The organism is Bacillus cereus G9842 (assembly GCF_000021305.1).
Lineage (GTDB): Bacteria > Bacillota > Bacilli > Bacillales > Bacillaceae_G > Bacillus_A > Bacillus_A thuringiensis_S.
This window is the reverse complement of record NC_011772.1, coordinates 768,097-789,253: the sequence shown is the minus strand read 5'-3', so window position 1 is coordinate 789,253 and position 21,157 is coordinate 768,097. Positions and strand designations below refer to the sequence as shown.

Below are 21,157 nucleotides of genomic sequence, written 5' to 3'. Positions count from 1 at the left end.
TTATAATCTCTCCTTCATCGCAGTTGGAATGAAATAATGAAACAGCTTGAATAAAATAAATATCGGGATATATATAAGCAGCATACTAACGATGAAAACCTCAACTCTAATACCCTCATACGATTTCAAAAACATAAAAATACCACCCGTATTAAAAATCCATTCTATAATATATAAATTAGATAACATAAAAAAGATATTCGTTTTCGCAAAGAATAATGTACTAAGCAACACATTTCGTAAAATATGACGATTTAAAATATGAAAACGCCCCAGCCCTTTCGCCTTAGCAAATAGTACATAATCTTTTTCTAGTTCATTTTCAAAACGAATCACTACCATTTTTACAAACATAATCGTAGTCGGGATGCTCAAACACAATATTGGCAACCCTCTAATCGACTCGCCTCCAATTGACGCAATTTGAAAAGGTAAAAAACCTGTTTGTTTAAAAAACCATACAACTAAGATTTGTGATACTAAAATAAGAAGAATATCTGGAATGGATTCTAGGAAGATAAGAAATGATTTAATTCGATGTTGTATACGCGGTGAACTACTCATAATTACATAAACAATGCAAAATGCTACAAATAATGAAATGAAAAAAGCAGCCAAAAAAATAATAATCGTTTCTTTATAATGGACGAACAACTGTGGAAATAAAAATTTACCTCTCACATATTGCAAATTGGAAATATCCATTAAGTTCACAAACACTTCTTTTAAAGTCTGTATGTACTTTGATACATCCACCTTAAATCCATAAAATAATTTCGGCAAAGCCCCTAAAATAATAATCCCCAAAATCGAAATAAGAAATTGAATCGTCACTTCCATTCCATTTAGAAAAACTTTTTTGACCACGTTTTCCCTTCTCTCTATATATAATTTACCCCCTAATTTTATTCTTAATTTTCAGAATTGTAAATATTTTAAAGATAAAAAATCACTAGGCTATGATCCTAGTGATTCTTTATGCGCATGCCTCTCTCTTTTCGCAAACGGCATATACAAAGTGTAACATCCAATAAGCGCAGCTATTTCTAATGAAATAATATAGTAAGGATGCGGCCCTAACATATTGAGTAATGAAGCAGTTTCTGGCTTATGAGCTAAAAACATATAATTACCGCCTGTTTTGTAATTTACAAACGAAACAATCGGAATCAATATGTTTAAAAATATCATCGTACGTTTAATAGATTGTAATGTAGGACGATACCCTTCTACCCAAGTCATAAAGAGCGGTGCCCAAATGAGCAATACATGTGCGATGAAATATTCAATGAAACGAAAATGTGGAAAAGTATACTGCAAGTTCGGCGTTAAAATGGCTTGTGATGCACCAATAATTCCTGTAAAAAATACAATCTCATATATGCGATAACTTTTCGTTACAATCATAATCGACGCTAATAATAAACTAATCGTACATAACTCAAACGGTAATGAAGTAGCTAGCTCAAAAATCCCCGCTTTCCACTCCCACATATAGAGCCCAATTTCACTACCTATAAATAAAAATGCAATCGCATATCGAACCGTTATATTCCACTCACTTTGACGCAATAAATCTTGGTATTGATACAGAAAAAATATCCCCACCAACATAATAAATAATATAAGGACGTGTTGTCTTGAGTATGGAATAAACGATTTTAATGGATGCGCACTAAAATAAGCTTCCATCTTCCTTCCTCCTCTCCTTCATACAATATTATTGTAAGAAAGAAACAACGAGTCAATTCATTTGCTTATACTAGGACAACCTCTACCTTACATTTACATATTCATACCTTACAAAACTGTAAGGTTATTGTAAGCTAAAACGATTTGTCAGATTCTTCACCTCTTCTATACTTAATGTAGATACTAAAACGAACGAAAAGGTGATAAATAGATGAAAAAGAAAAATAAAGTGTTAATTACTAGTGTAGTAGCAATTGGAATTGCAGCTGGATCATACTTTGCATTTGCTGGTGGTGGCGGTTCAGAAGTAGCAATGGCATATAGCGGATATAAAGTAACTGAAAAACAAATCCAAAACGCGCAAAAATTTGGTGGCGAAGTTATTCCAAACGGAATTGAAACTATTTCATTCGATCCAACAAAAGGAACATATGAATTAGCTGTAAAAAAAGGCGATGAAGTGAAAAAAGGTCAGCTTCTGTTTAAATACAATGACCCTACTGCTAAACAAGGTGTAACAGAAGCAGAAATGCAAAAGAAAATCGCACAAAAAGAAGTAACGTTGTTTCAAAAACAAATTGATGCAGCGAAACAAAAATTACAAAAAGATAAAAATGCAGGCCTTCCTTCTGAAGCATTAAAAGCATCAGAAGTTGAAGTTGGGCAATTAGAATCACAACTTGAAATGAAAAAGTTTGAAGTTGAAAAAGCTGATGAAATGATTAAAGCAGCAAAAGAAAAAGTAAACACACTTTCTGTAACAAGTCCTGCTGATGGCGTAATTGATGATATCGTGAAAACTGCTGACGAAAAAACAGGTATGAGCGGAATTACTCTTCGTCACGCTGGTCAATTCAAGGTAAAAGGTCAACTTTCTGAATATGAGCTTGCTAGTATGAAAGTTGGGCAAGAAGTAACTGTTTCCTCAAAAACTGTCGCTGGTAAGACTTGGACAGGAAAAGTAACAGAAATCGGTTCTACACCATTAAAGAGCATGGATGAAAATAAAACTGTTTCTAACTATCAATTCACTGTCACATTAGATAATAGTGACGAACTACAAAACGGCTTCCACGTATACGTAACAAGTAAATCTGGCGAAGCAACTGGTACAATTGTTCCGAAAAGCAGTATCGTGAAAAAAGGTGACAAAAATGTTGTCTTCGTTGTAAAAGACGGTAAAGCGAAAGAACAAGCAGTTACTGTTGAATTCGAGACTGATAGCGAATCAAAAGTTTCTGGAGTGAAAAAAGGAGAGGAAGTTATCTCTAAACCTGAAAAAGACTTAAAAGATGGTATGGAGGTTGTCGCCCAGTGATTAACTTAAAAGGCATCACGAAATCCTTCCAAAATGGTGCAGAATCCGTTCAAATATTACATGGAATTGACGTAACACTGAATCAAGGAGAATTCACTTCTATTATGGGACCTTCTGGTTCTGGTAAATCAACATTAATGAACATTATTGGTTGCTTAGATAAACCGACGACGGGTACGTACGAACTAGCTGGACAAAACATTTCAAACATGTCTGAAACAGAACTTGCACATGTTCGTAATAAAGAAATCGGATTCGTATTCCAAAACTTCATGTTATTACCGAGACTTACAGCACTTCAAAATGTAGAGCTACCTCTTATTTACGCTGGAGTTGATAAAAAAGAAAGACGCGAACGCTCATTAGCCGCTTTAACAAAAGTCGGTTTAGCTGATCGCGCTACTCACTTACCAAACGAATTATCCGGTGGTCAAAAGCAACGTGTCGCCGTTGCCCGCGCAATCGTAAATAACCCAAAATTCATTTTAGCCGATGAACCGACGGGAGCACTTGATACGAAAACAAGTACACAAATTATGGACCTCTTTTACGAATTAAATAAACAAGGCTCAACAATCATTATGATTACCCATGACCGTGAAATCGGGGAAGCTGCAGCACGTCAAATTGTAATTCGTGACGGAAATGTCGTCCAAGATTGGAGAGGTTAATTTTGAATACGAGTGAAAATATACGCATGGCCCTTTCCTCTATCTTTGCTCATAAAATGCGTTCCATCTTAACGATGCTAGGTATTATTATCGGTATTAGTGCCATTATTACTATCATTTCAATGGGTGATGGTACAAACGCAAAGTTTAAAAAAGAATTAGGCCAAGGAAAAGATAACGAAGTAACGATTTACTACAACAATCCTGATTACGGAACAGATAGTGCCAAAATCACACCTGATATGCTAAACCGTCTGCAAACTGTACCAGGCGTTAAAGATGTATATCCAGACGTAAGTATGAAAGTAAAAGCATCTGCTGGTTCAAAAGATGTAAATCTTGATTTAAAAGGTGGAACAGGCGCCTTTATGAAAGATTCGAAAATAAAATTAGTTCACGGTCGTGAATTAAATGACAGTGAACTAAACCAAGCAATCCCTGCTGTTATATTAAATGAAGAAGCTTTCAACAAATTATTTAGTGGTTGGGAATCAAACCAATACACAGATATAAAAGGAAAGCCTTATAAAATAGTCGGTGTATACGAAACGAAAAACGACTTTGGAATGCCTATGCCTGAAGGTTATACATCACTTGAAAATGCACCTGTAATTTCAGGAGTAAATGAGTATGACTCCGTAAGATTAACAATGACCTCTCCGACAGAACGTAAAAGTGTAGAAAAACAAGCCGTTTCTGTCTTAAACGAACTGAAAGCTCCTAAATTTGAGCACAAATTCGAAGCACAAGATTTAGGTGAATTTACGAAACAACTAGACGAATCAATCGGTATGATGAAAATGGTATTCGGTGGTATTGCTGCTATCTCCTTACTTGTTGGTGGTATCGGTGTAATGAACATCATGCTCGTATCTGTAACAGAACGTACACGTGAGATTGGTATTCGTAAAGCACTTGGTGCAACACGTGGTAAAGTATTAACACAATTCTTAATCGAATCTTGTATTTTAACAGGACTTGGTGGTTTCATCGGATTCATGCTTGGTATTTTCTTCGCTTGGATCGTCTCAATCTTTGCTGGATGGCCACTCGTTGTCTCAAAAGAACTTGGACTTCTTGCCGTAGGTATTTCAATGCTAATCGGTATTATATTCGGTTTACTACCAGCTAACAAAGCTGCCAAACTGGATCCAATTGAATGTTTACGATATGAATAAACAAAAACGTAGGAGTTTACACTCCTGCGTTTTTTATTTACCTATTAAATCGAGTTTCTTCTATTATATATGTTTCACGTTACAACTATCATTCTATTACTCTTCATTATTTATAGGTACTAAGGCTATTATCTAATCCTATTATTGAAAAAATACTATGTAACAGACGAAAATCAAGGCGTAATTTTTTCCATACATCGACTGATTTTGTAACAATTATATCGATATTTTATTAAATTTCACCTCGTTTATATGTTTTCACACCTAAAAACATTATCATTTCATAACTAATTTTTCATTCAAACAGTAAAATACATCATTCTTGTAACACTACAGACATTCAAGAGAAACATTACTGTAATATTATTAATGTTACAGTAATTGAAATGCTACTCATTTTGTGTTTTATATGCCCTGATACGCCAAAAAACAACAAGGAAGCGCCATCAGGATATTTATGGAATTGTTACAGAATATTAATGCTCCGTTACGAAAGCTTTGTAATTATATGTTTTTCGCAAATAAGAAAATAATGGTTGCTATAATGAGGTCAACGAAAACAAATGCAATGGAGGCTATTATGAAAAAATTTATGGGTATAGCAACAGCAGCGGTTTTTGGTCTTGGGATTTTCACAACATCTGCTAAAGCAGAAACAATCGTAACGACTGACGTACTAAACGTACGAGAAAACCCAACTACTGAATCAAAAGTTGTAGGAAAATTATTAGATGGATATAAAGTAAATGTTTTACATACAGAAAATGGTTGGTCAAAAGTTCAATTGAATAGCGGTAAAGAAGCTTTCATAAGTGCTGACTATACAAAAGACACTTACTACGTAACAGCAAACGTATTAAACGTACGTGCTGGTGCAAACACAGATTCAGAGATTCTTGGTAAGTTGAAAAAAGATGATATAATCGAAACAACACACCAAGTACAAAATGATTGGATTCAATTTGAATATAACGGAAAAACAGCTTATGTTCATGTTCCTTACTTAACAGGTAAAGCTCCAATTAAAGTTCAGCCAGTAGTTAAAGTTGAAAAAACAACTACAGTTCAAGATACAGCTAAAGTTCGTGAAGCAGTTAAAGCTCAAGAAGTAGCTGAAACTCAAGCAAAAGCTAAGGCCGCGGAAGCAACTAAAGCTCGCGAAGCAGCTGAAGCTCAAGCAGAAGTTAAGGCTCAAGAAGCGGCTAAAGCTCGTGAAGCAGCTAAGGCTCAAGAAGCAGCTAAAGCTCAGGCAGATGCTGAAGCTCAAGCAGAAGCTAAAGCTCAAGAGGCGGCTAAAGCTCGTGAAGCAGCTAAAGCTCAAGCAGATGCTGAAGCTCAAGCAGCGGCTAAGGCTCAAGAAGCAGCTAAAGCTCGTGAAGCGGCTAAAGCTCAAGAAGCAGCTGAAGCTCGTGAAGCAGCTAAGGCTCAAGAAGCAGCTGAAGCTCGTGAAGCGGCTAAGGCTCAAGAAGCAGCTAAAGCTCGTGAAGCGGCTAAAGCTCAAAAACCAGCTACACAACAACCTGCTGCAAAAGAAACTGAAACAAGTACACCATCATCTTCTCGTGAGTTACGTGTTGTAGCAACAGCTTACACAGCAGATCCACTTGAAAATGGTTATAAAGCAGGCGACCAAGTAAAATCAGCTATGGGTCATAACTTAACAGCTAATCCAAACATGAAACTAATTGCAGTTGATCCAAGTGTCATTCCATTAGGTTCAAAAGTATGGGTTGAAGGTTACGGAGTAGCAATCGCTGGTGATACTGGTGGGGCTATTAAAGGTAATAAAATCGACGTTTTAATGCCAGATAAAGGCACATCAAGTAGCTGGGGACGTAAAACAGTTACAGTTAAAGTATTAAACTAGTTATAAAAAAGAGTCAGTCTCATCGTTGAGGCTGGCTCTTTTTTTACTCTATTAAACTACTGAAAAATGACATAGTAAATGAAACTATATCAACGATTTTTCGAATATATCTATCGTAACTTATAATATATCAACGATTCGACAAGAGATATCGATTTACCGACAAATTTCGACGTTAAAAGTACTTTAATATTAAAAAGGCGGTCCAAAATTTGGACCGCCCCCTATCTTCTCTATTCCACACAAGTAAACTGCGTCCAAGCTCCTACATAATTTAGTAAGAATAACTCCTCTTCCGCAATTGTACCGACGATATTTTTCCGTTCATCTATCGGCATTTCTTTTAAAATGATTTGCAGTTCACCTTTATACTTTCCGAATGAGTTATTACCAATTACAACTTGCCCTCTTTCCTGTAGCACACTTTCGCGCACTGGGAAGTCATAGTCTTTATATTTTTTACGCACTTCTGTAGAACGTATCATATACTCTGTTATGTCGCCGCGTCTTACATGTAATTCTTGCAGCGTAGCTCTCTTCTCTACTTCAGTCGCTTCGTCTACAAAGTGCACTTTTAGCTGTAACATGTAGCGATTTAAATTTCCTAGTTTTTCTAACTCCTCTTCACTTGCATAAGCATTTCCGATAATGACATCATCAATTAGCCCTGTTGCCCATAAATGCTTCGCTTGTACTTCAATTGGTAAATTACGATGCTCTTCTAACGTACATAATCCGTCGTTAATATCCCATGGACCGATGTTTGCGGCATGTGATGTAATAAAGGCTGCACTGCGAATACCATGCTTTTTAAAGCGTTCACTACAGCGAATGAAATAATCGTACGGAAGACCAGTGAATTTTTGCGGATAAAAATTATGGCAACCAATTAAAGCTGATTTATTCGCTTGATGCGAAAGAATATTTTCTAAGTACGCAATATCGTTACTTACATTTAACTCGATTTTTAAACCGTACGGATTATTCGTCATTTTCGCTTCCGTCAATCCGTCAAAGCCTACATCTAATCGAATACCATCTGCACCTAACTCTGCGAAAAATGATAGATCACTATAACTAATACCAAGCTGATCAAACACAGCTGGAGCTACATCTAAAATAACTTCCATATTGTTATCTTTCGCATGATTAATAATCTCTTTAAATTCAGCTATAATTTCTTCTTTCGGACGATTCACAGATAACAAACAAGTAAATATTCTTGAAAAACCGTGTCGTGCCGCTGACGAAATATAAGCCATATCTTTTTCTTTCGTTGAATGTTCTGGATAAAGTGAAATCCCTAATTTACGCTCCATGCTTTTGCATCTCCTTCACACGTTGTATTAATGCCATGCTCGTAAATCTATATTTTGCAGATAAACATGTTGCACATAAAATTGTCGGTACAATAATTACGTACGGTGAGTGTAGACCTAACATTACATATGCACCCATTGAACAACCGATAAATAAAACTGATACTAGTAGTAACACTAATAAGGATTTACTTTGTACCCATTTCGAATAATGGGCAATACACTGTCCGATCACAAATGTAATTAAGATGATAATTGCTCCGAGCATTCTGTTTTCTCCTCTCCTGCTAATTGTTGTTTCTCATACATTTTGAAGAATGGATAGTAAATAACGAATGAGATTACAAAGTTAACAAGTACAAGTACACCAGCCATAATTGTCCAGTCCGTACTAATCACCGCTGCAATTGGTGCTAACATCGTAAATGGCAATTTCGCCATCATGAGTGGAATCATACCTGAAACAACTGCGAAATATGATACTGTCGTTGTCACTAACGGTGTAATAACGAACGGAATAATTAAGATTGGGTTCATTACAATTGGTGCCCCGAAAATAATTGGCTCGTTAATATTGAATAAACCTGGTACGAATGATAATCTACCTAACTCTTTTAGGAACTTAGATTTAGAGAACATAAACATAATTACTAAAGCTAACGTTGAGCCAGATCCGCCAATCCATACGAACCATTGAATGAACTGCTCTGTAAATAAGTTTGGTAACTGATGTGCATTTCCTGTAGCCGTGAACACTTCCATATTTTCAAGAATTGCGGAATCCCACATCGGACGAATGATTGGTCCTAAAATTGCCGGTCCATGTATACCAAATGACCAGAAGAACACGATTAAGAATACTGTTAATAAACCACCGAATAAGTTATTTCCTACTAGTACTGATTTTAATGGTGCGATTAAGTATGTAATTGTTGTATTTACATCGAATTTCAAACCGTAGCGAATGCCCCAGAATAAAAGAATAACTACTAATGTTGGAATTAATGCTGCAAACGAATTTGAAACTGCTGGTGGTACACTGTCTGGTAATTTTATTGAGATATTATGCTTAATCATAAAATGATAAATTTCCACTGCAATTAATGCTGTCACAATTGCGCCGAATAAAGACGTTGCACTTAATGTTCCTACTGAAATATATCGACCTGCATCAATAACACCTGGTACAGCTTTCGTAATTTGAATTGGTTCAACTGATGCTAGTAAAAAGGCGAGTACAGATAGTAGCCCTGCACTTAATTGATTGAGCTGATAAAAGTTCGCGAGCGAGGCCCCTACTCCAAACGCTGCGTATAAGGCCATTAGTCCTACTGTAAATCGGAATGGAATATCTAAAATATGGCGAAACGGTGCAATCCATTCCATATATGCATCAATTGGTAAATTTAAAAAGATAACGAAAAATGACCCGACGATCGTTAACGGTAATGTAGAAATAACCCCATTTCGAATTGCCAATAAATGTCGTTGTCCTGCAATCTTTTGCGTTGTTGGCATAATCTTTTGTTCCATAAAACTCATAAACCCATTCATCAATAGCCCTCCTCTTTCTCTCTACTATAAAAGAATGAAATAAACTTTATAACATTATAATGTTTATATTTAAAAAGATATAATTATGCTAAAACTAATTGTTCTGCTTGCCTAAGCACTTTCAAACCATCACACATGCCATAATCTCGTTGGTCTATAATTGCAACTGGTATGTTGTATGAGTTTGCAAGAAACTCTACAGCTGGAAATAAATATTTCACTTGTGGACCGATTAAAACGACATCGGCTTCTTTTATTTCAAGTTTCACAAGTTCTGAATCAACCGCCTTAATTTTATAATTCTTCCCCTGTTTCTTTGCCTCTTCTTGCATTTTTCTTACGACCATACTCGTTGACATGCCTGCTGCACAACATAATAAAATATACATCTTATACTGTCACTTTCTCTTCTACTCGTTTATGAAGAGTAATAAATTCTTCAGCTAGTTCTTTCACTGTAATTGCATTCATTAAATGGTCTTGTGCGTGCACTAACAGTAAACTGATTTCTGCATGATTTCCTCTTGCCTCTTCTTGAATTAAATCCGTTTGAATACGATGTGCTGCTGAAATTTCCTCACTAGCAAGTTTCATCTTTTCACCCGCATTCTCAAAATCTCCTTGTCTTGCAAAAGCGATTGCTTCAAGCGCTGCACTTCTCGCATTGCCACCATGTAAAATTAATGCAAATGGAGTTTGCATATCAGCCATTTTAAATTCCCCCAAGCTATATGTTTTCTATATTTTTATCTTATTATGAAAACGCATACAATTAAACATAAAAAACTTCCGTTATGTAACGGAAGTTTTTATATACTTTTTCAAAATGATAATAAAATCTCTTGAAAATCTTCAATTACCTCGGTCTGAGTAAGTTTCTCTATCGTAGTTTGACTAGACATAATATCATATAAAAAATCATAAAGCCTTTGTAAATCTTCATTATTATTGCGCTTTACACTAAATAAAATAATTACTTGTACTTTTTTATCTCCCCAATCAACAGCCTTTTCAAGTGTGCAAAACATCAAAAAAGTTTCCTCACTTAATAACTGCATCGGATGCGGGATTGCAACTGAATTCCCAACCGCTGTCGGAGACGTATTTTCTCTTTCCATAACAGAAGCATAAAAGTTTTCTTGTACATAATGTTTCTCAGCAGCTTTCTCACATAAAAACTGAATAACATCCTCTTTCGTAGAAGCACTATGATTTAAAAAAATTAAATCTTCCTTAATATAAGGCTGCACACTATTATTCACATGCATAAACAACCGCTGACCAATCAATTTAATCTCTTTATCATCAAATATTGAATTCACTTTTATAACTGGAACAGGCAAGCCACTCGGTATATGAACCGTACTAATAATACAATCTATTTTTTCTTTATAAAGATCTTCTACTTTCAATTGATAATAGCCTGTAATACCTACAATCTCTAATTTATCTCGGAACTGTGATAAAATTTTATATTTTAATAGTTGTGCACTTCCTTGACCAGTCGCACAAACTAATAAGCATCTTTTCTTTTGGTTTTGCTCCTGCAAACGGCTCATCGCTCCGCCGAAGTGAATTGCAATATAGCCAATTTCACTTTCAGGGATCGATTCACCCGTATATTCACCAATGATATCTCCAACAAGAACCGCAATTTCAAAAGCATACGGATAATTCTTTTTCACTTCTGCCAAAAGAGGATTTCTCGTATTTAACTTATACTTCAAACGATTTAATAACGTTTTTAAATGAATACCAAATCCAAATAATAATTCTTCATCATAATAAAAAATAAGATTCCGTTCTTCCGCTACTTTAAAAAGAATATGTTGCATAAATGCATATATATCTTTTCCTAATAGCTCTTCTACATTTTCATAGCGATCTCTCGTTGTAACAGCAGTACTTAATAAATGCATCGTCACATATAATACTTCTTCTTCTGGAAATGAAAATTTCAACTCTTTCTCTAAATCTCCTAAAATCTGCTTCGCAATTGTATATTCTTTCTTTATTATAAGTTCTGATTGCTCCGTATGCAGTTCTTTCATATAATGTTGACTTTGACAACGCTTTAATGCGATTGCAATATGAATGACTAAATTATCAATTTCTATATCAGATAAATATATTGTTCCACCTTCAATATACTTTAATATAATTGAACGGATGTGTGATATATAAGGTAGCGATAAATATGTCTCCGTCTGCTCAAATTGCTCATGAAACGGAGTATGGTCATAACGCGGTAAACCATATTGTGATAAACAAGAACGAATATTAAATTCCTCTCCAACAATACGTATACCATAATACGGTCTCTTCTCAATTTGTAATTTATAGCGACCACATATATCTGTAACATCTTTCATAATTAAATTAACCGTTGATTTGCTCACATAAATCTCTTCCGCTAATTCTGAAAGCTTCACATATCCCTCTGCCGTTAAAACACGCTGCAGAATGTACGCTATTCTTTCTTCATAAGAAGTTGGGATCTTTTCCGTCTGTTTTTGAAATAGACTCACACAAAAGTCTTCAAATTTCTTCGTTTGTATAATTTCTAATTCGTACCCAGTCCCTCTTTGCGATTCGATTTTCGCTCCGTTTTCTTCCAATATATCATTTAATAATTTTATATCCTTTTGAATCGTCTTCGTTGATACATGTAAACGGCCCGCTAAAAAAGCTCGATTTAACATCGATTTCTCTTCTAAAAACTCCTCTAAAATAGAAATTAATCGCTGCTGCACCTTTGTCATAGCTCTTCCTCTCGCTCTTTATATATAAAGGGGGAAAAGCTGCTGAAATCAGTAGTTTTTCCCCTTTATATTCTCTCTATTTCTTTAATATGAATCCGAATTTATCCCATGCTTGTAAATAATCTAATAAGAAAATTTCTTCTTCTATAATTCGACCAACTACATTTGTTTTTCCTGTATTCACCATATCTTTTAATGCAATTTGTAATTCGCCCTTATACTGGCCATATTGTTCATTATCAATTAATAAATCTCCACGCTTAATTTCGCGCGTATTATGAGGTTTAAACTCTTCTTTTTTATATTTCACACGACTTTGTGTAGAACGAATCATATATTCAGATACATCTCCGCGATAAAAATGTGGTTCGTCTAATACGATAATTCTTTCTAGTTCTGTCGTTGTATCATATAGTTCTATATCAAATGTTTGTTTCTCTTTATTTAATGCACCTAGTGCTTGTAATTCTTCTTCTGACGCATATGCGTTTGCAATAATAACATCATCAATTAATTCTGTCGCAAATAAATGCTTCGCCTGTGTTGTCATCGATAATTCACGATGCTGCTCTAATGTACATAACCCTTCTGTTACTGGCCAAGGTCCATATGTTGCATCAAATGATGAAATAAAAGCAGCCGTTCTCATACCGTAATCTTTAAATTGTTTCGAGCATTTAATGAAATGATCGTATGATAACCCTGAATAACGATGCGGATAAAAATTATGACAACCAATTAAATTTTCACGATTTGGTCTATGGCTCATAATGTTATCTACATACTTCGTACCATTGCTCATATTAATCTCAATTTTCAAACCATACGGATTATAAGTCATAATTGATTCTTCTAATCCTGAGAAACCGACATCTAAACGAATACCGTACGCACCCAATTCATGGAAGAATGATAAATCATTATACGAAATACCTAATTGTTCAAAAACAGATGGACTAATATCAACTAATACTTGGAACCCTAATGCATTCGCATGTGAGATCGTTTCTTTAAATTCTTCAATAATTTTCTCTTTTTCTCCATCCACAGATAATAAACATGTGAACACACGTGTAAATCCATATTTACTTGCTAATGTTAAATACTCCTTATCTTTCTCTACTGTTGAATGTTCTGGATAAATAGAAATACCTAATCGTCTCATATGTACACGCCTCTTTCTTCATCATATTGTAAACCTTTTCAAATATATGTAGTGAAAAAGTATATCTCCCCTTCTTGTTCACTACTTTTTTGAATCCGCTTTCTTTAAAGAAAAAACAATTTCTGTCATTCTTAACACCTACAAGTCTATACATCTATACTTTACATCTTTTTTTCATAGTTGTGTAGCTTTTACACAAATTTGTCAGTTTTTCGCCTTAAAAATTGTTATCCGTTTTCAAGACACCTTCCTTGACTGTTGCATTGGCCAATACATATACTCGAAAGAAAAGAGATAAAGTGAAACTTTAATCAGTGAGGGGGGTGTTCATCCCCCACTGATTATTAGTTGAACCAATCGGGCAGTTGATCTCCCACCTAACTTCTTTGCTCCAGTCCGATTTTGAGGTGGGAGTTTTACTGCCCGTTAATAGCGGGAAAATTTTATATAGGGGATGAATATATGGGAGAAGCAATACTCGTAAAACGAGAACCGTTATGGACAAAAGAGTTTGTTGCTTTAATTTTTGCAAACTTATGTATGTTTTTAGGGTTTCAAATGTTAATTCCAACCTTACCTGTTTATGTGAAAGAAATTGGTGGCACAAGTTCCAATATCGGATTTGTTGTCGGTATGTTTACCGTTGCGGCACTTTTTGTTAGACCGCTAACTGGGAACGCCTTGCAAAAATTTAATAAAAAAATCATTTTAATGATCGGTACTGCTATCTGTTTACTCGCTATGGGCAGTTACCTTTTCGCCTCAACTATCTTTCTCTTGCTTGCTGTTCGTATTTTACACGGAGCTGGTTTCGGTATTACAACGACTACATATGGAACTGTCGTTTCTGATTTAATTCCCTCAGCTCGCCGCGGAGAAGGCATGGGATATTTTGGCCTTTCTGGAACAATTGCAATGGCCCTCGGTCCACTTATAGGACTATGGCTCATGCAAACATATAACTTCACAATTCTTTTTTTATGTGCACTATCGTGCACAATTGTTTCATTAATATTAACGAAACTACTTCAAATCCAAAAAACGAAACAGCCGCCACAACAATCATCTAGTACTTTTCTCGATGGATTTATTGAGCGTAAAGCTTTACTTCCTTCATTATTAATATTATGTATTACATTAATGTACGGAGGAATCGGAAGTTTTATCACACTATTTGCTACAGAAGTCGGCATAGCTGATATTAGCCTCTTCTTTTTATGTAATGCACTAGCAATTGCTGTAACTCGTCCATTCTCTGGAAGGCTATATGATGCGAAAGGCCATACATTCGTCATCATTCCGGGAGTTATTATAACGTTTACAGGCATTATTTTATTGTCGTATACGACGACAATTCCGAGCTTAATTATTGCTGCAGCATGTTACGGAAGTGGTTTTGGAGCGATCCAACCTGCACTACAAGCATGGATGATTGACCGCGTAGCACCGCATCGACGCGGCGTAGCAACAGCTACATTCTTCTCCGCATTTGACCTTGGAATCGGCGCTGGAGCGATTATATTTGGATTTATTGCTCATTTTACAAACTATGCAACTGTATATCGTTACTCCTCTCTATTACTTATTGCTTTTCTCTTCATTTACATTACAAGCATAAGAAAACAAAAGTATGGCGATAAAAACATGGAAAAAGCTGCTGGATAATTCAGTGGCTTTTTTATCGTGTTAAAAAAATTGTTTTCTCTCGTTTTGCTGTTATAAAACTACATGCATTTTCCTACATATTTTTTTAACTTTCATCAAAAAATATACGATGAACTCGCAGACGCTTTCCTTGATATTCAATTGAACAATACTATTCTAAAAAGTATGATTTCTTTACAAAATTAAGATTTATACAAGATGAAAACCAATAAAATACAGCTGTTTCTTTAAGGTATTGTAAACTTTTCTACCCTTTGTAAATTTAGTGTAAATTTTACTAGCAAACCGTTTACAGTGACTCAAGGTTCAGTTAATAATTACATCGTACATGAAATTTAAGGAGTGGAATGCGTGGAATATAATGTTCAAGATATGATCTTCCAGTTCATTGGTGGATTAGGTATTTTCTTATTCGGGATTAAATACATGGGCGATGGACTGCAACAAGCAGCTGGAGATCGTCTTCGTGATATTCTAGATCGTTTTACAACAAACCCACTCATGGGTGTACTAGCAGGTATGTTAGTTACGGTATTAATCCAATCAAGCTCAGGAACAACCGCTTTAACAGTCGGACTTGTAAGCGCAGGATTTATGACATTAAGACAAGCAATCGGTGTTATTATGGGTGCAAACATCGGTACGACAGTTACTGCATTTATTATCGGAATTAAAATCGGAGAATACGCTCTCCCAATTATGGCAGTTGGAGCTATCTTATTATTCTTCTTTAAAAATAAAAAAGTACATTCTTTAGGTCAAGTTATATTCGGCTTTGGTATGTTATTCTTCGGTTTGGAATTAATGAGCGCAGGTATGAAACCTCTTCGCTCTTTAGAATCATTCCAAGAATTAACGGTTAGTATGAGTGATAACCCAATTTTAGGAGTTGTTGTCGGTACAGTCTTCACTTTAATTGTACAAAGCTCAAGCGCAACAATCGGTATTTTGCAAGAATTATTCGGTCAAGGTGCAATCGATTTACAAGCTGCCCTTCCTGTATTATTCGGTGATAACATCGGTACAACAATTACAGCTGTATTAGCAGCAATCGGTACTTCTATTGCCGCAAGACGTGCAGCATTAGTTCACGTTATCTTTAATATCGTCGGTACAATTATATTTACGATTTTATTAGTACCATTTACAAGCTTAATTCAATATTTCCAAACATCATTAAACTTAAATCCAGAAATGACAATTGCATTTGCACACGGAACATTTAACGTAACAAATGCAGTTATTCAATTCCCATTCATCGCTGTATTAGCATGGATTGTAACAAAACTTATTCGCGGCGAAGACTCTGCTATTGATTTCAAACCGCAACATTTAAACCCAATCTTTATTGAGCAATCTCCAGCTATCGCTTTAACAGAAGCTCAAAAAGAAATTATCCGTATGGCTGAGTTTTCATTACATGGATTAAAAGAAGCAAATCAATTTTTAAATACACAAGACAAAAAACACGCTGACATGGCTACTCAATTAGAAGGAGCTATTAACAATTTAGATAAAAAAATTACCGAGTATTTAGTTCTACTATCTGAAAAGCCGCTTTCACCTACGGATTCTGAAAAACATTCCGTTTTAGCAGGTGTTGTTGGAGATATTGAACGTGTTGGTGATCATGTAGAAAACCTTGTAGAACTTGTAGATTTCCAAATTTCAAATCGTGTTTCACTATCAGACGAAGCATTAGGTGAATTAAACGAAATGCTGGAATTAACGATTTCAACACTGCAAGACTCAGTTGAAGCTTTAACAAACTTCGATACCGAACTAGCTCAAACTGTTATTGCAAAAGAACGCAAAATCGACCAAATGGAACGTGTTCTTCGTAAACGTCACGTATTACGTCTAAACGAGCGTAGCTGTTCAGGTGATGCAAGTATCATCTTCGTCGATATGGTAAGTAACTTAGAACGCATTGGCGATCACGCTGTAAATATCGCTGACGGTGTTTTAGGTGAACAAGGAAAAATCAATTTAAAACAATCATTATAATGAAGAAAAGAGACGCTACATTAAGCGTCTCTTTTTTCACTTTATTTTAACAACTGTTCTTCCTTTTAACTTTCCTTGCAATATAAGTGCAAACTTCTCATCTAATTCTTCTAATGTACATTCTTCTGTATAAGACGCTAACTTTGAATTTTCCCATTCATCCGCTAACAATGTCCACACATCTCTTCTCACATCCACCGGGCATTGCACGGAATCTATCCCTAAAAGGCTTATGCCTCGTAAAATAAACGGATATACCGTTGTATGTAATTCCTGTCCTGCCACATTACCGCATGTCGTTACACAACCACCATACTTTACTGTTTTTAAAGCTGTTTCTAACATATGTCCACCTACAGTATCGATAACTCCGGCGTATATCCCTTTTAACATTGGTCTTCCTGATTCATCATTCAATTCCGCGCGATGAATCACTTTTTTCGCTCCTAGACGTAGTAGCATCTGTTCCTCTTCCATTTTCCCTGTCGCTCCTACTACATTAAACCCTAACTTACTTAAAATACTAACAGCTACACTCCCTACGCCGCCTGTAGCACCAGTTACTAGAACGTCTCCCATACCAGGATTAATTCCTGCTCCAATAAGCTTATATACCGACAAAGCAGCAGTAAAACCTGCTGTCCCATACATCATACTTTCCTTTAATGACATTCCTTCTGGTAAAGGCACGACCCAAGATGATGGGACGCGAATATATTCTCCGAAACCACCAGAGGTATTCATACCTAAGTCATATCCCGTTACAATAACTTGATCTCCTACATTAAAGGAGTTATCTTCACTTCTCATAACTTCTCCTGCGGCATCAATTCCTGGCGTATGAGGATACGTTCTCGTAACACCTTTATTACCAGTAGCTGAAAGGGCATCTTTGTAATTTAATGAAGAATAATGAACTTGTATGAATACGTCTCCCTCAGGTAAACTACTTACTTCTCTCTCAACAACTTTTCTTACAAACTGATGATTTTCCGTTTCGTTCACAACGATTGCTCGGAATGATGTATGATTCATTATGCTCTCTCCTTTATCCGTCAAATTCTTCTTTATTATATAGAAGAAATAAGTAAGCTTACTCATTTCTTCTTGGCTATATTTCAACAAATCTTACTTCCCTATCACTTTCTCATAATATATATTTTCATTTCTACCAAAAGCCCTTATACTTATTCTACATCTAAAAAAGAATATATAGAAAATCTGACTTTTTATAAATAAATTGAATTTTTACGAAATGTAAATGATTTGTAATGTTTTTTTTCGCTAAATTTCATTATAATAAGTGGATATGAGTGTCGTATTTCAATCCAAATGAAGGAGTACAGGAAATGGAGCAAAACCCATCTTTGCAAGAAAATACACGCAGTAAACCGAACAAAAATAAGAAAAAAATAAAAATTATTATAAGCGCTATACTATTCGTTTTATTAATAGGTGGCGGTTATACTTGGTTTTTAGTAAATAAAGCATCTTCTGCTGTTCGAAATGCCGCACACGATTTAGCACGCGGTGATAAATCAGATTTACGAGATAAAGCTGTTAAACCTATTACAAATAACGTCTCTGTTTTAATAATGGGTGTTGATGAAAGCGATGTCCGAGGAAAAGAATATGGTGAAGCTATAAGAACAGACGCGCTTTTACTTGCAACATTTAATAAAGATAGCAAAACTGTTAAACTATTAAGTATCCCACGTGACACATATACTTATATTCCAATAGAAAAGAAAAAAGATAAAATTACACATGCTCATGCATTCGGTTCTGCTAAAAACGGAAAAAATGGTGGACCACAAGCAAGCATTGATGCAGTTGAAAAATTAATGAATGTTCCTGTCGATTATTTTGTCAAATTTAACTTTAAATCATTTATAAAAATCGTCGATGACTTGGGCGGTGTTGAAGTTGATGTACCAGTTGAATTTACTGAGCAAGATAGCAATGATAATGCTGAGGCAATTCACCTAGAAAAAGGTGTTCAAAAGTTAAATGGCGAAGAAGCTCTTGCTCTTGCTAGAACAAGACACATCGATAGTGATGCAATGCGTGGACAACGTCAACAACTCGTTATCGAAGCTATTTTAAAGAAACTAACAAATGCTGGTTCTGTAACAAAAGTTGGCAACATCATTGATGATATTAACGGACAATTCGTTACAAACTTAACATTTGATGATATGCTTTCATTCTATAAGTACGGATCGGATTCGGAAATTGAGAAATTACAAATCCAAGGTGATGATTGCTATATGGCAAAAGGTGACGATACATGTAGCAAATCTGCTGGTGGTGGTCGAACTTACTACTACAATCCAGATAAAAAAGAATTAGCTAATGTTACAAATGAACTTCGTACTCATCTTGGGCTACCTGCATATACAAAGTCTGACTCAGACTCTGATTCGAAAAAGACAAAAGAATCTAAGTCTGAAAATTCAAGTGAACGCGAATCAAGTAACAATGAAGTGAAAAATAAGAACAAAAATAGCAGTGAAGATACAGAAACATCGTCTAACGACAATGAATAGTAAAGAAGCAGTACTCTATGGAGGTAGAGTACTGCTTCTTTTTATTTCGTCAGAATCAAAAATCAGAACTTTCTAACTATCTTTTTTAATATTTTTAAATTATAATAAATAGTAGCAATCTATTCCAATTATCAGGGGGCTCATACATATGAAAGCTGCAGTAAAACATAACATCTCAGATTTTAAAGACTACTTAAAATCCAACGATATATACATGGAAGAAAATATAGATGAAAATGATGGCTCTGTTCATTTTTCAGTAGGATTAGAGACAGAAGCTGGCGCAAAAATTCAACTTATCGCTGCTTTCCAAAACGAACATCCTACGGTGGATATATACTGCTTCAATGTTGCTCACGTGCCTGATGCAACATCAACAAATGATATTTTACATGTCATTAATGAATTAAACACATCTTATCGCTTTGCAAAATTCACATTAAACAAGCAAAATGCAATTGATATTTCAGCATCTCTTGCATTCTCAGAACCAAACTTTAATCCAGCACTTGTCTTTGAACATACGAGAATGCTATATAAATTAGCAAATGACGAATATAAAAACTTAATGAAAGTTATTTGGGCATAAATAAAAGGATGGGCTACAAGCAGCCCATCCTTTTATTTCGATATCATATCAATCCACATTTTAACAGCAGTGCCTACAATCAAAATCGATAACATATATTGCAGTGCTTTTTGATTGGTCCCCTTCCCGACTCGCACTCCAAGCGGCGCAGCAAAGATACTTGCAACCGCAATAATAAGAGCTGGAATTACAACTACTTGACCAGTTATCACTTTTCCAGTCGTAATCCCTACTGAGGAAATAAACGTAATAGCGATAGATGTTGCTATTGTTGTACGTATCGGCAATTTTAAAATAACTAACATAATCGGTACTAATAAGAAAGAACCGCCAGCACCTATAATGCCTGATGCTCCTCCTACAATAAACGCTAACAAGCTTGCTAACCATTTATTATATGTCACTTCACCACTATTATTTCGTTTCGGTACGAACATCATAATAGCAGCAATTGTTGCTAACGCTGCATAAACAACATTGACCGTATGTTCCTCTAATACGTTAGCACCAAAGCTCCCTATGAAACTTCCTATTAAAATACTAGCTCCCATATACACAACTAACGTTTTATCCATATCATTACTTTTCCGATAAGCCCATGCGCCTGCAAAAGTTGCAAAGAATACTTGTACCGCTGTAATACCACTCACTTCATGTGACGTATAACCAGTAAATCCTAACAATACTGGAATGTATAAGATCATCGGATAATTAATAATCGCACCGCCAATTCCAACCATTCCTGATATAAACGATCCTATAAACCCAATTATAAAAAGTAATAATACTAAACTCACCTTACATCCCCCTCCTTCTAAAAA

The 21,157-nt window shown here is 35.3% G+C and carries 19 protein-coding genes; 8 read left to right on the top strand and 11 right to left on the bottom strand.

Annotation, left to right across the window (positions count from 1 at the left end):
• Complete coding sequence (locus BCG9842_RS03970; RefSeq protein ID WP_000239690.1) at nt 1-867, bottom strand: ABC transporter permease subunit; 867 nt, start codon at nt 865-867, stop codon at nt 1-3.
• A 90-nt stretch (nt 868-957) separates the two neighbouring features.
• Entirely contained in the window at nt 958-1,692 is a 735-nt protein-coding gene (locus BCG9842_RS03965) for a YwaF family protein (protein ID WP_000388718.1), read from the bottom strand.
• Between the two features lie 211 nt (nt 1,693-1,903).
• On the opposite strand from BCG9842_RS03965, the gene BCG9842_RS03960 reads away from it, so the two are divergent.
• The 4 genes from BCG9842_RS03960 to entC all read left to right on the top strand — a co-directional run bounded on the left by BCG9842_RS03960 (nt 1,904) and on the right by entC (nt 6,726).
• Entirely contained in the window at nt 1,904-3,010 is a 1,107-nt protein-coding gene (locus tag BCG9842_RS03960) for an efflux RND transporter periplasmic adaptor subunit (protein WP_000728803.1), read from the top strand.
• The gene (locus BCG9842_RS03955) at nt 3,007-3,681 is read left to right on the top strand and encodes an ABC transporter ATP-binding protein (RefSeq protein ID WP_000609101.1); all 675 of its coding nucleotides are present in this window, start codon (nt 3,007-3,009) and stop codon (nt 3,679-3,681) included. Before BCG9842_RS03960 ends, BCG9842_RS03955 begins: the two co-directional genes overlap by 4 nt.
• A gap of 26 nt (nt 3,682-3,707) precedes the next feature.
• A complete protein-coding gene (locus BCG9842_RS03950; RefSeq protein WP_412036596.1) occupies nt 3,708-4,859 on the top strand; it encodes an ABC transporter permease in 1,152 nt (383 codons plus the stop codon).
• Between the two features lie 457 nt (nt 4,860-5,316).
• The gene (entC, locus tag BCG9842_RS03945) at nt 5,317-6,726 is read left to right on the top strand and encodes a cell wall-binding protein EntC (protein ID WP_000421982.1); all 1,410 of its coding nucleotides are present in this window, start codon (nt 5,317-5,319) and stop codon (nt 6,724-6,726) included.
• Nucleotides 6,727-6,959: 233 nt separating this feature from the next.
• Here entC and BCG9842_RS03940 read toward each other — a convergent pair whose 3' ends face one another.
• The 7 genes from BCG9842_RS03940 to BCG9842_RS03910 form a co-directional block, all read right to left on the bottom strand.
• Complete coding sequence (locus tag BCG9842_RS03940) at nt 6,960-8,045, bottom strand: DUF871 domain-containing protein (protein WP_000440072.1); 1,086 nt, start codon at nt 8,043-8,045, stop codon at nt 6,960-6,962.
• A complete protein-coding gene (locus tag BCG9842_RS03935) occupies nt 8,035-8,313 on the bottom strand; it encodes a hypothetical protein (RefSeq protein ID WP_000900039.1) in 279 nt (92 codons plus the stop codon). Before BCG9842_RS03935 ends, BCG9842_RS03940 begins: the two co-directional genes overlap by 11 nt.
• The gene (locus BCG9842_RS03930; RefSeq protein ID WP_001013060.1) at nt 8,289-9,599 is read right to left on the bottom strand and encodes a PTS sugar transporter subunit IIC; all 1,311 of its coding nucleotides are present in this window, start codon (nt 9,597-9,599) and stop codon (nt 8,289-8,291) included. Before BCG9842_RS03930 ends, BCG9842_RS03935 begins: the two co-directional genes overlap by 25 nt.
• 83 nt (nt 9,600-9,682) lie before the next feature.
• Complete coding sequence (locus tag BCG9842_RS03925; protein WP_000275645.1) at nt 9,683-9,988, bottom strand: PTS sugar transporter subunit IIB; 306 nt, start codon at nt 9,986-9,988, stop codon at nt 9,683-9,685.
• 1 nt (nt 9,989) lies between these two features.
• Nucleotides 9,990-10,310, bottom strand: a complete 321-nt coding sequence (locus tag BCG9842_RS03920) for a PTS lactose/cellobiose transporter subunit IIA (RefSeq protein WP_000774623.1) — start codon at nt 10,308-10,310, stop codon at nt 9,990-9,992.
• Between the two features lie 110 nt (nt 10,311-10,420).
• Nucleotides 10,421-12,361, bottom strand: coding sequence for a BglG family transcription antiterminator (locus BCG9842_RS03915; RefSeq protein WP_000170102.1), 1,941 nt, complete (start codon nt 12,359-12,361; stop codon nt 10,421-10,423).
• A 76-nt stretch (nt 12,362-12,437) separates the two neighbouring features.
• Nucleotides 12,438-13,526, bottom strand: coding sequence for a DUF871 domain-containing protein (locus tag BCG9842_RS03910; protein WP_001253355.1), 1,089 nt, complete (start codon nt 13,524-13,526; stop codon nt 12,438-12,440).
• Between the two features lie 462 nt (nt 13,527-13,988).
• On the opposite strand from BCG9842_RS03910, the gene BCG9842_RS03905 reads away from it, so the two are divergent.
• Both BCG9842_RS03905 and BCG9842_RS03900 read left to right on the top strand, forming a co-directional pair.
• Nucleotides 13,989-15,191 carry an MFS transporter gene (locus BCG9842_RS03905; protein ID WP_000503240.1) on the top strand — a complete coding sequence of 401 codons (1,203 nt, stop codon included), beginning with the start codon at nt 13,989-13,991 and terminating at the stop codon, nt 15,189-15,191.
• 351 nt (nt 15,192-15,542) lie between these two features.
• Complete coding sequence (locus BCG9842_RS03900; RefSeq protein WP_000456251.1) at nt 15,543-17,198, top strand: Na/Pi cotransporter family protein; 1,656 nt, start codon at nt 15,543-15,545, stop codon at nt 17,196-17,198.
• Nucleotides 17,199-17,234: 36 nt separating this feature from the next.
• On the opposite strand, the gene BCG9842_RS03895 is transcribed toward BCG9842_RS03900, so the two are convergent.
• Nucleotides 17,235-18,320, bottom strand: coding sequence for a YhdH/YhfP family quinone oxidoreductase (locus tag BCG9842_RS03895; RefSeq protein ID WP_140161827.1), 1,086 nt, complete (start codon nt 18,318-18,320; stop codon nt 17,235-17,237).
• Between the two features lie 227 nt (nt 18,321-18,547).
• On the opposite strand from BCG9842_RS03895, the gene BCG9842_RS03890 reads away from it, so the two are divergent.
• Nucleotides 18,548-19,747: an LCP family protein gene (locus BCG9842_RS03890; RefSeq protein ID WP_000437427.1), complete on the top strand. Its 1,200-nt coding sequence runs from the start codon at nt 18,548-18,550 to the stop codon at nt 19,745-19,747.
• Between the two features lie 148 nt (nt 19,748-19,895).
• A complete protein-coding gene (locus BCG9842_RS03885) occupies nt 19,896-20,336 on the top strand; it encodes a hypothetical protein (RefSeq protein WP_000642361.1) in 441 nt (146 codons plus the stop codon).
• A gap of 32 nt (nt 20,337-20,368) precedes the next feature.
• Here BCG9842_RS03885 and BCG9842_RS03880 read toward each other — a convergent pair whose 3' ends face one another.
• Nucleotides 20,369-21,133 carry a sulfite exporter TauE/SafE family protein gene (locus BCG9842_RS03880; protein ID WP_000060622.1) on the bottom strand — a complete coding sequence of 255 codons (765 nt, stop codon included), beginning with the start codon at nt 21,131-21,133 and terminating at the stop codon, nt 20,369-20,371.
• Nucleotides 21,134-21,157 lie beyond the last annotated feature (24 nt).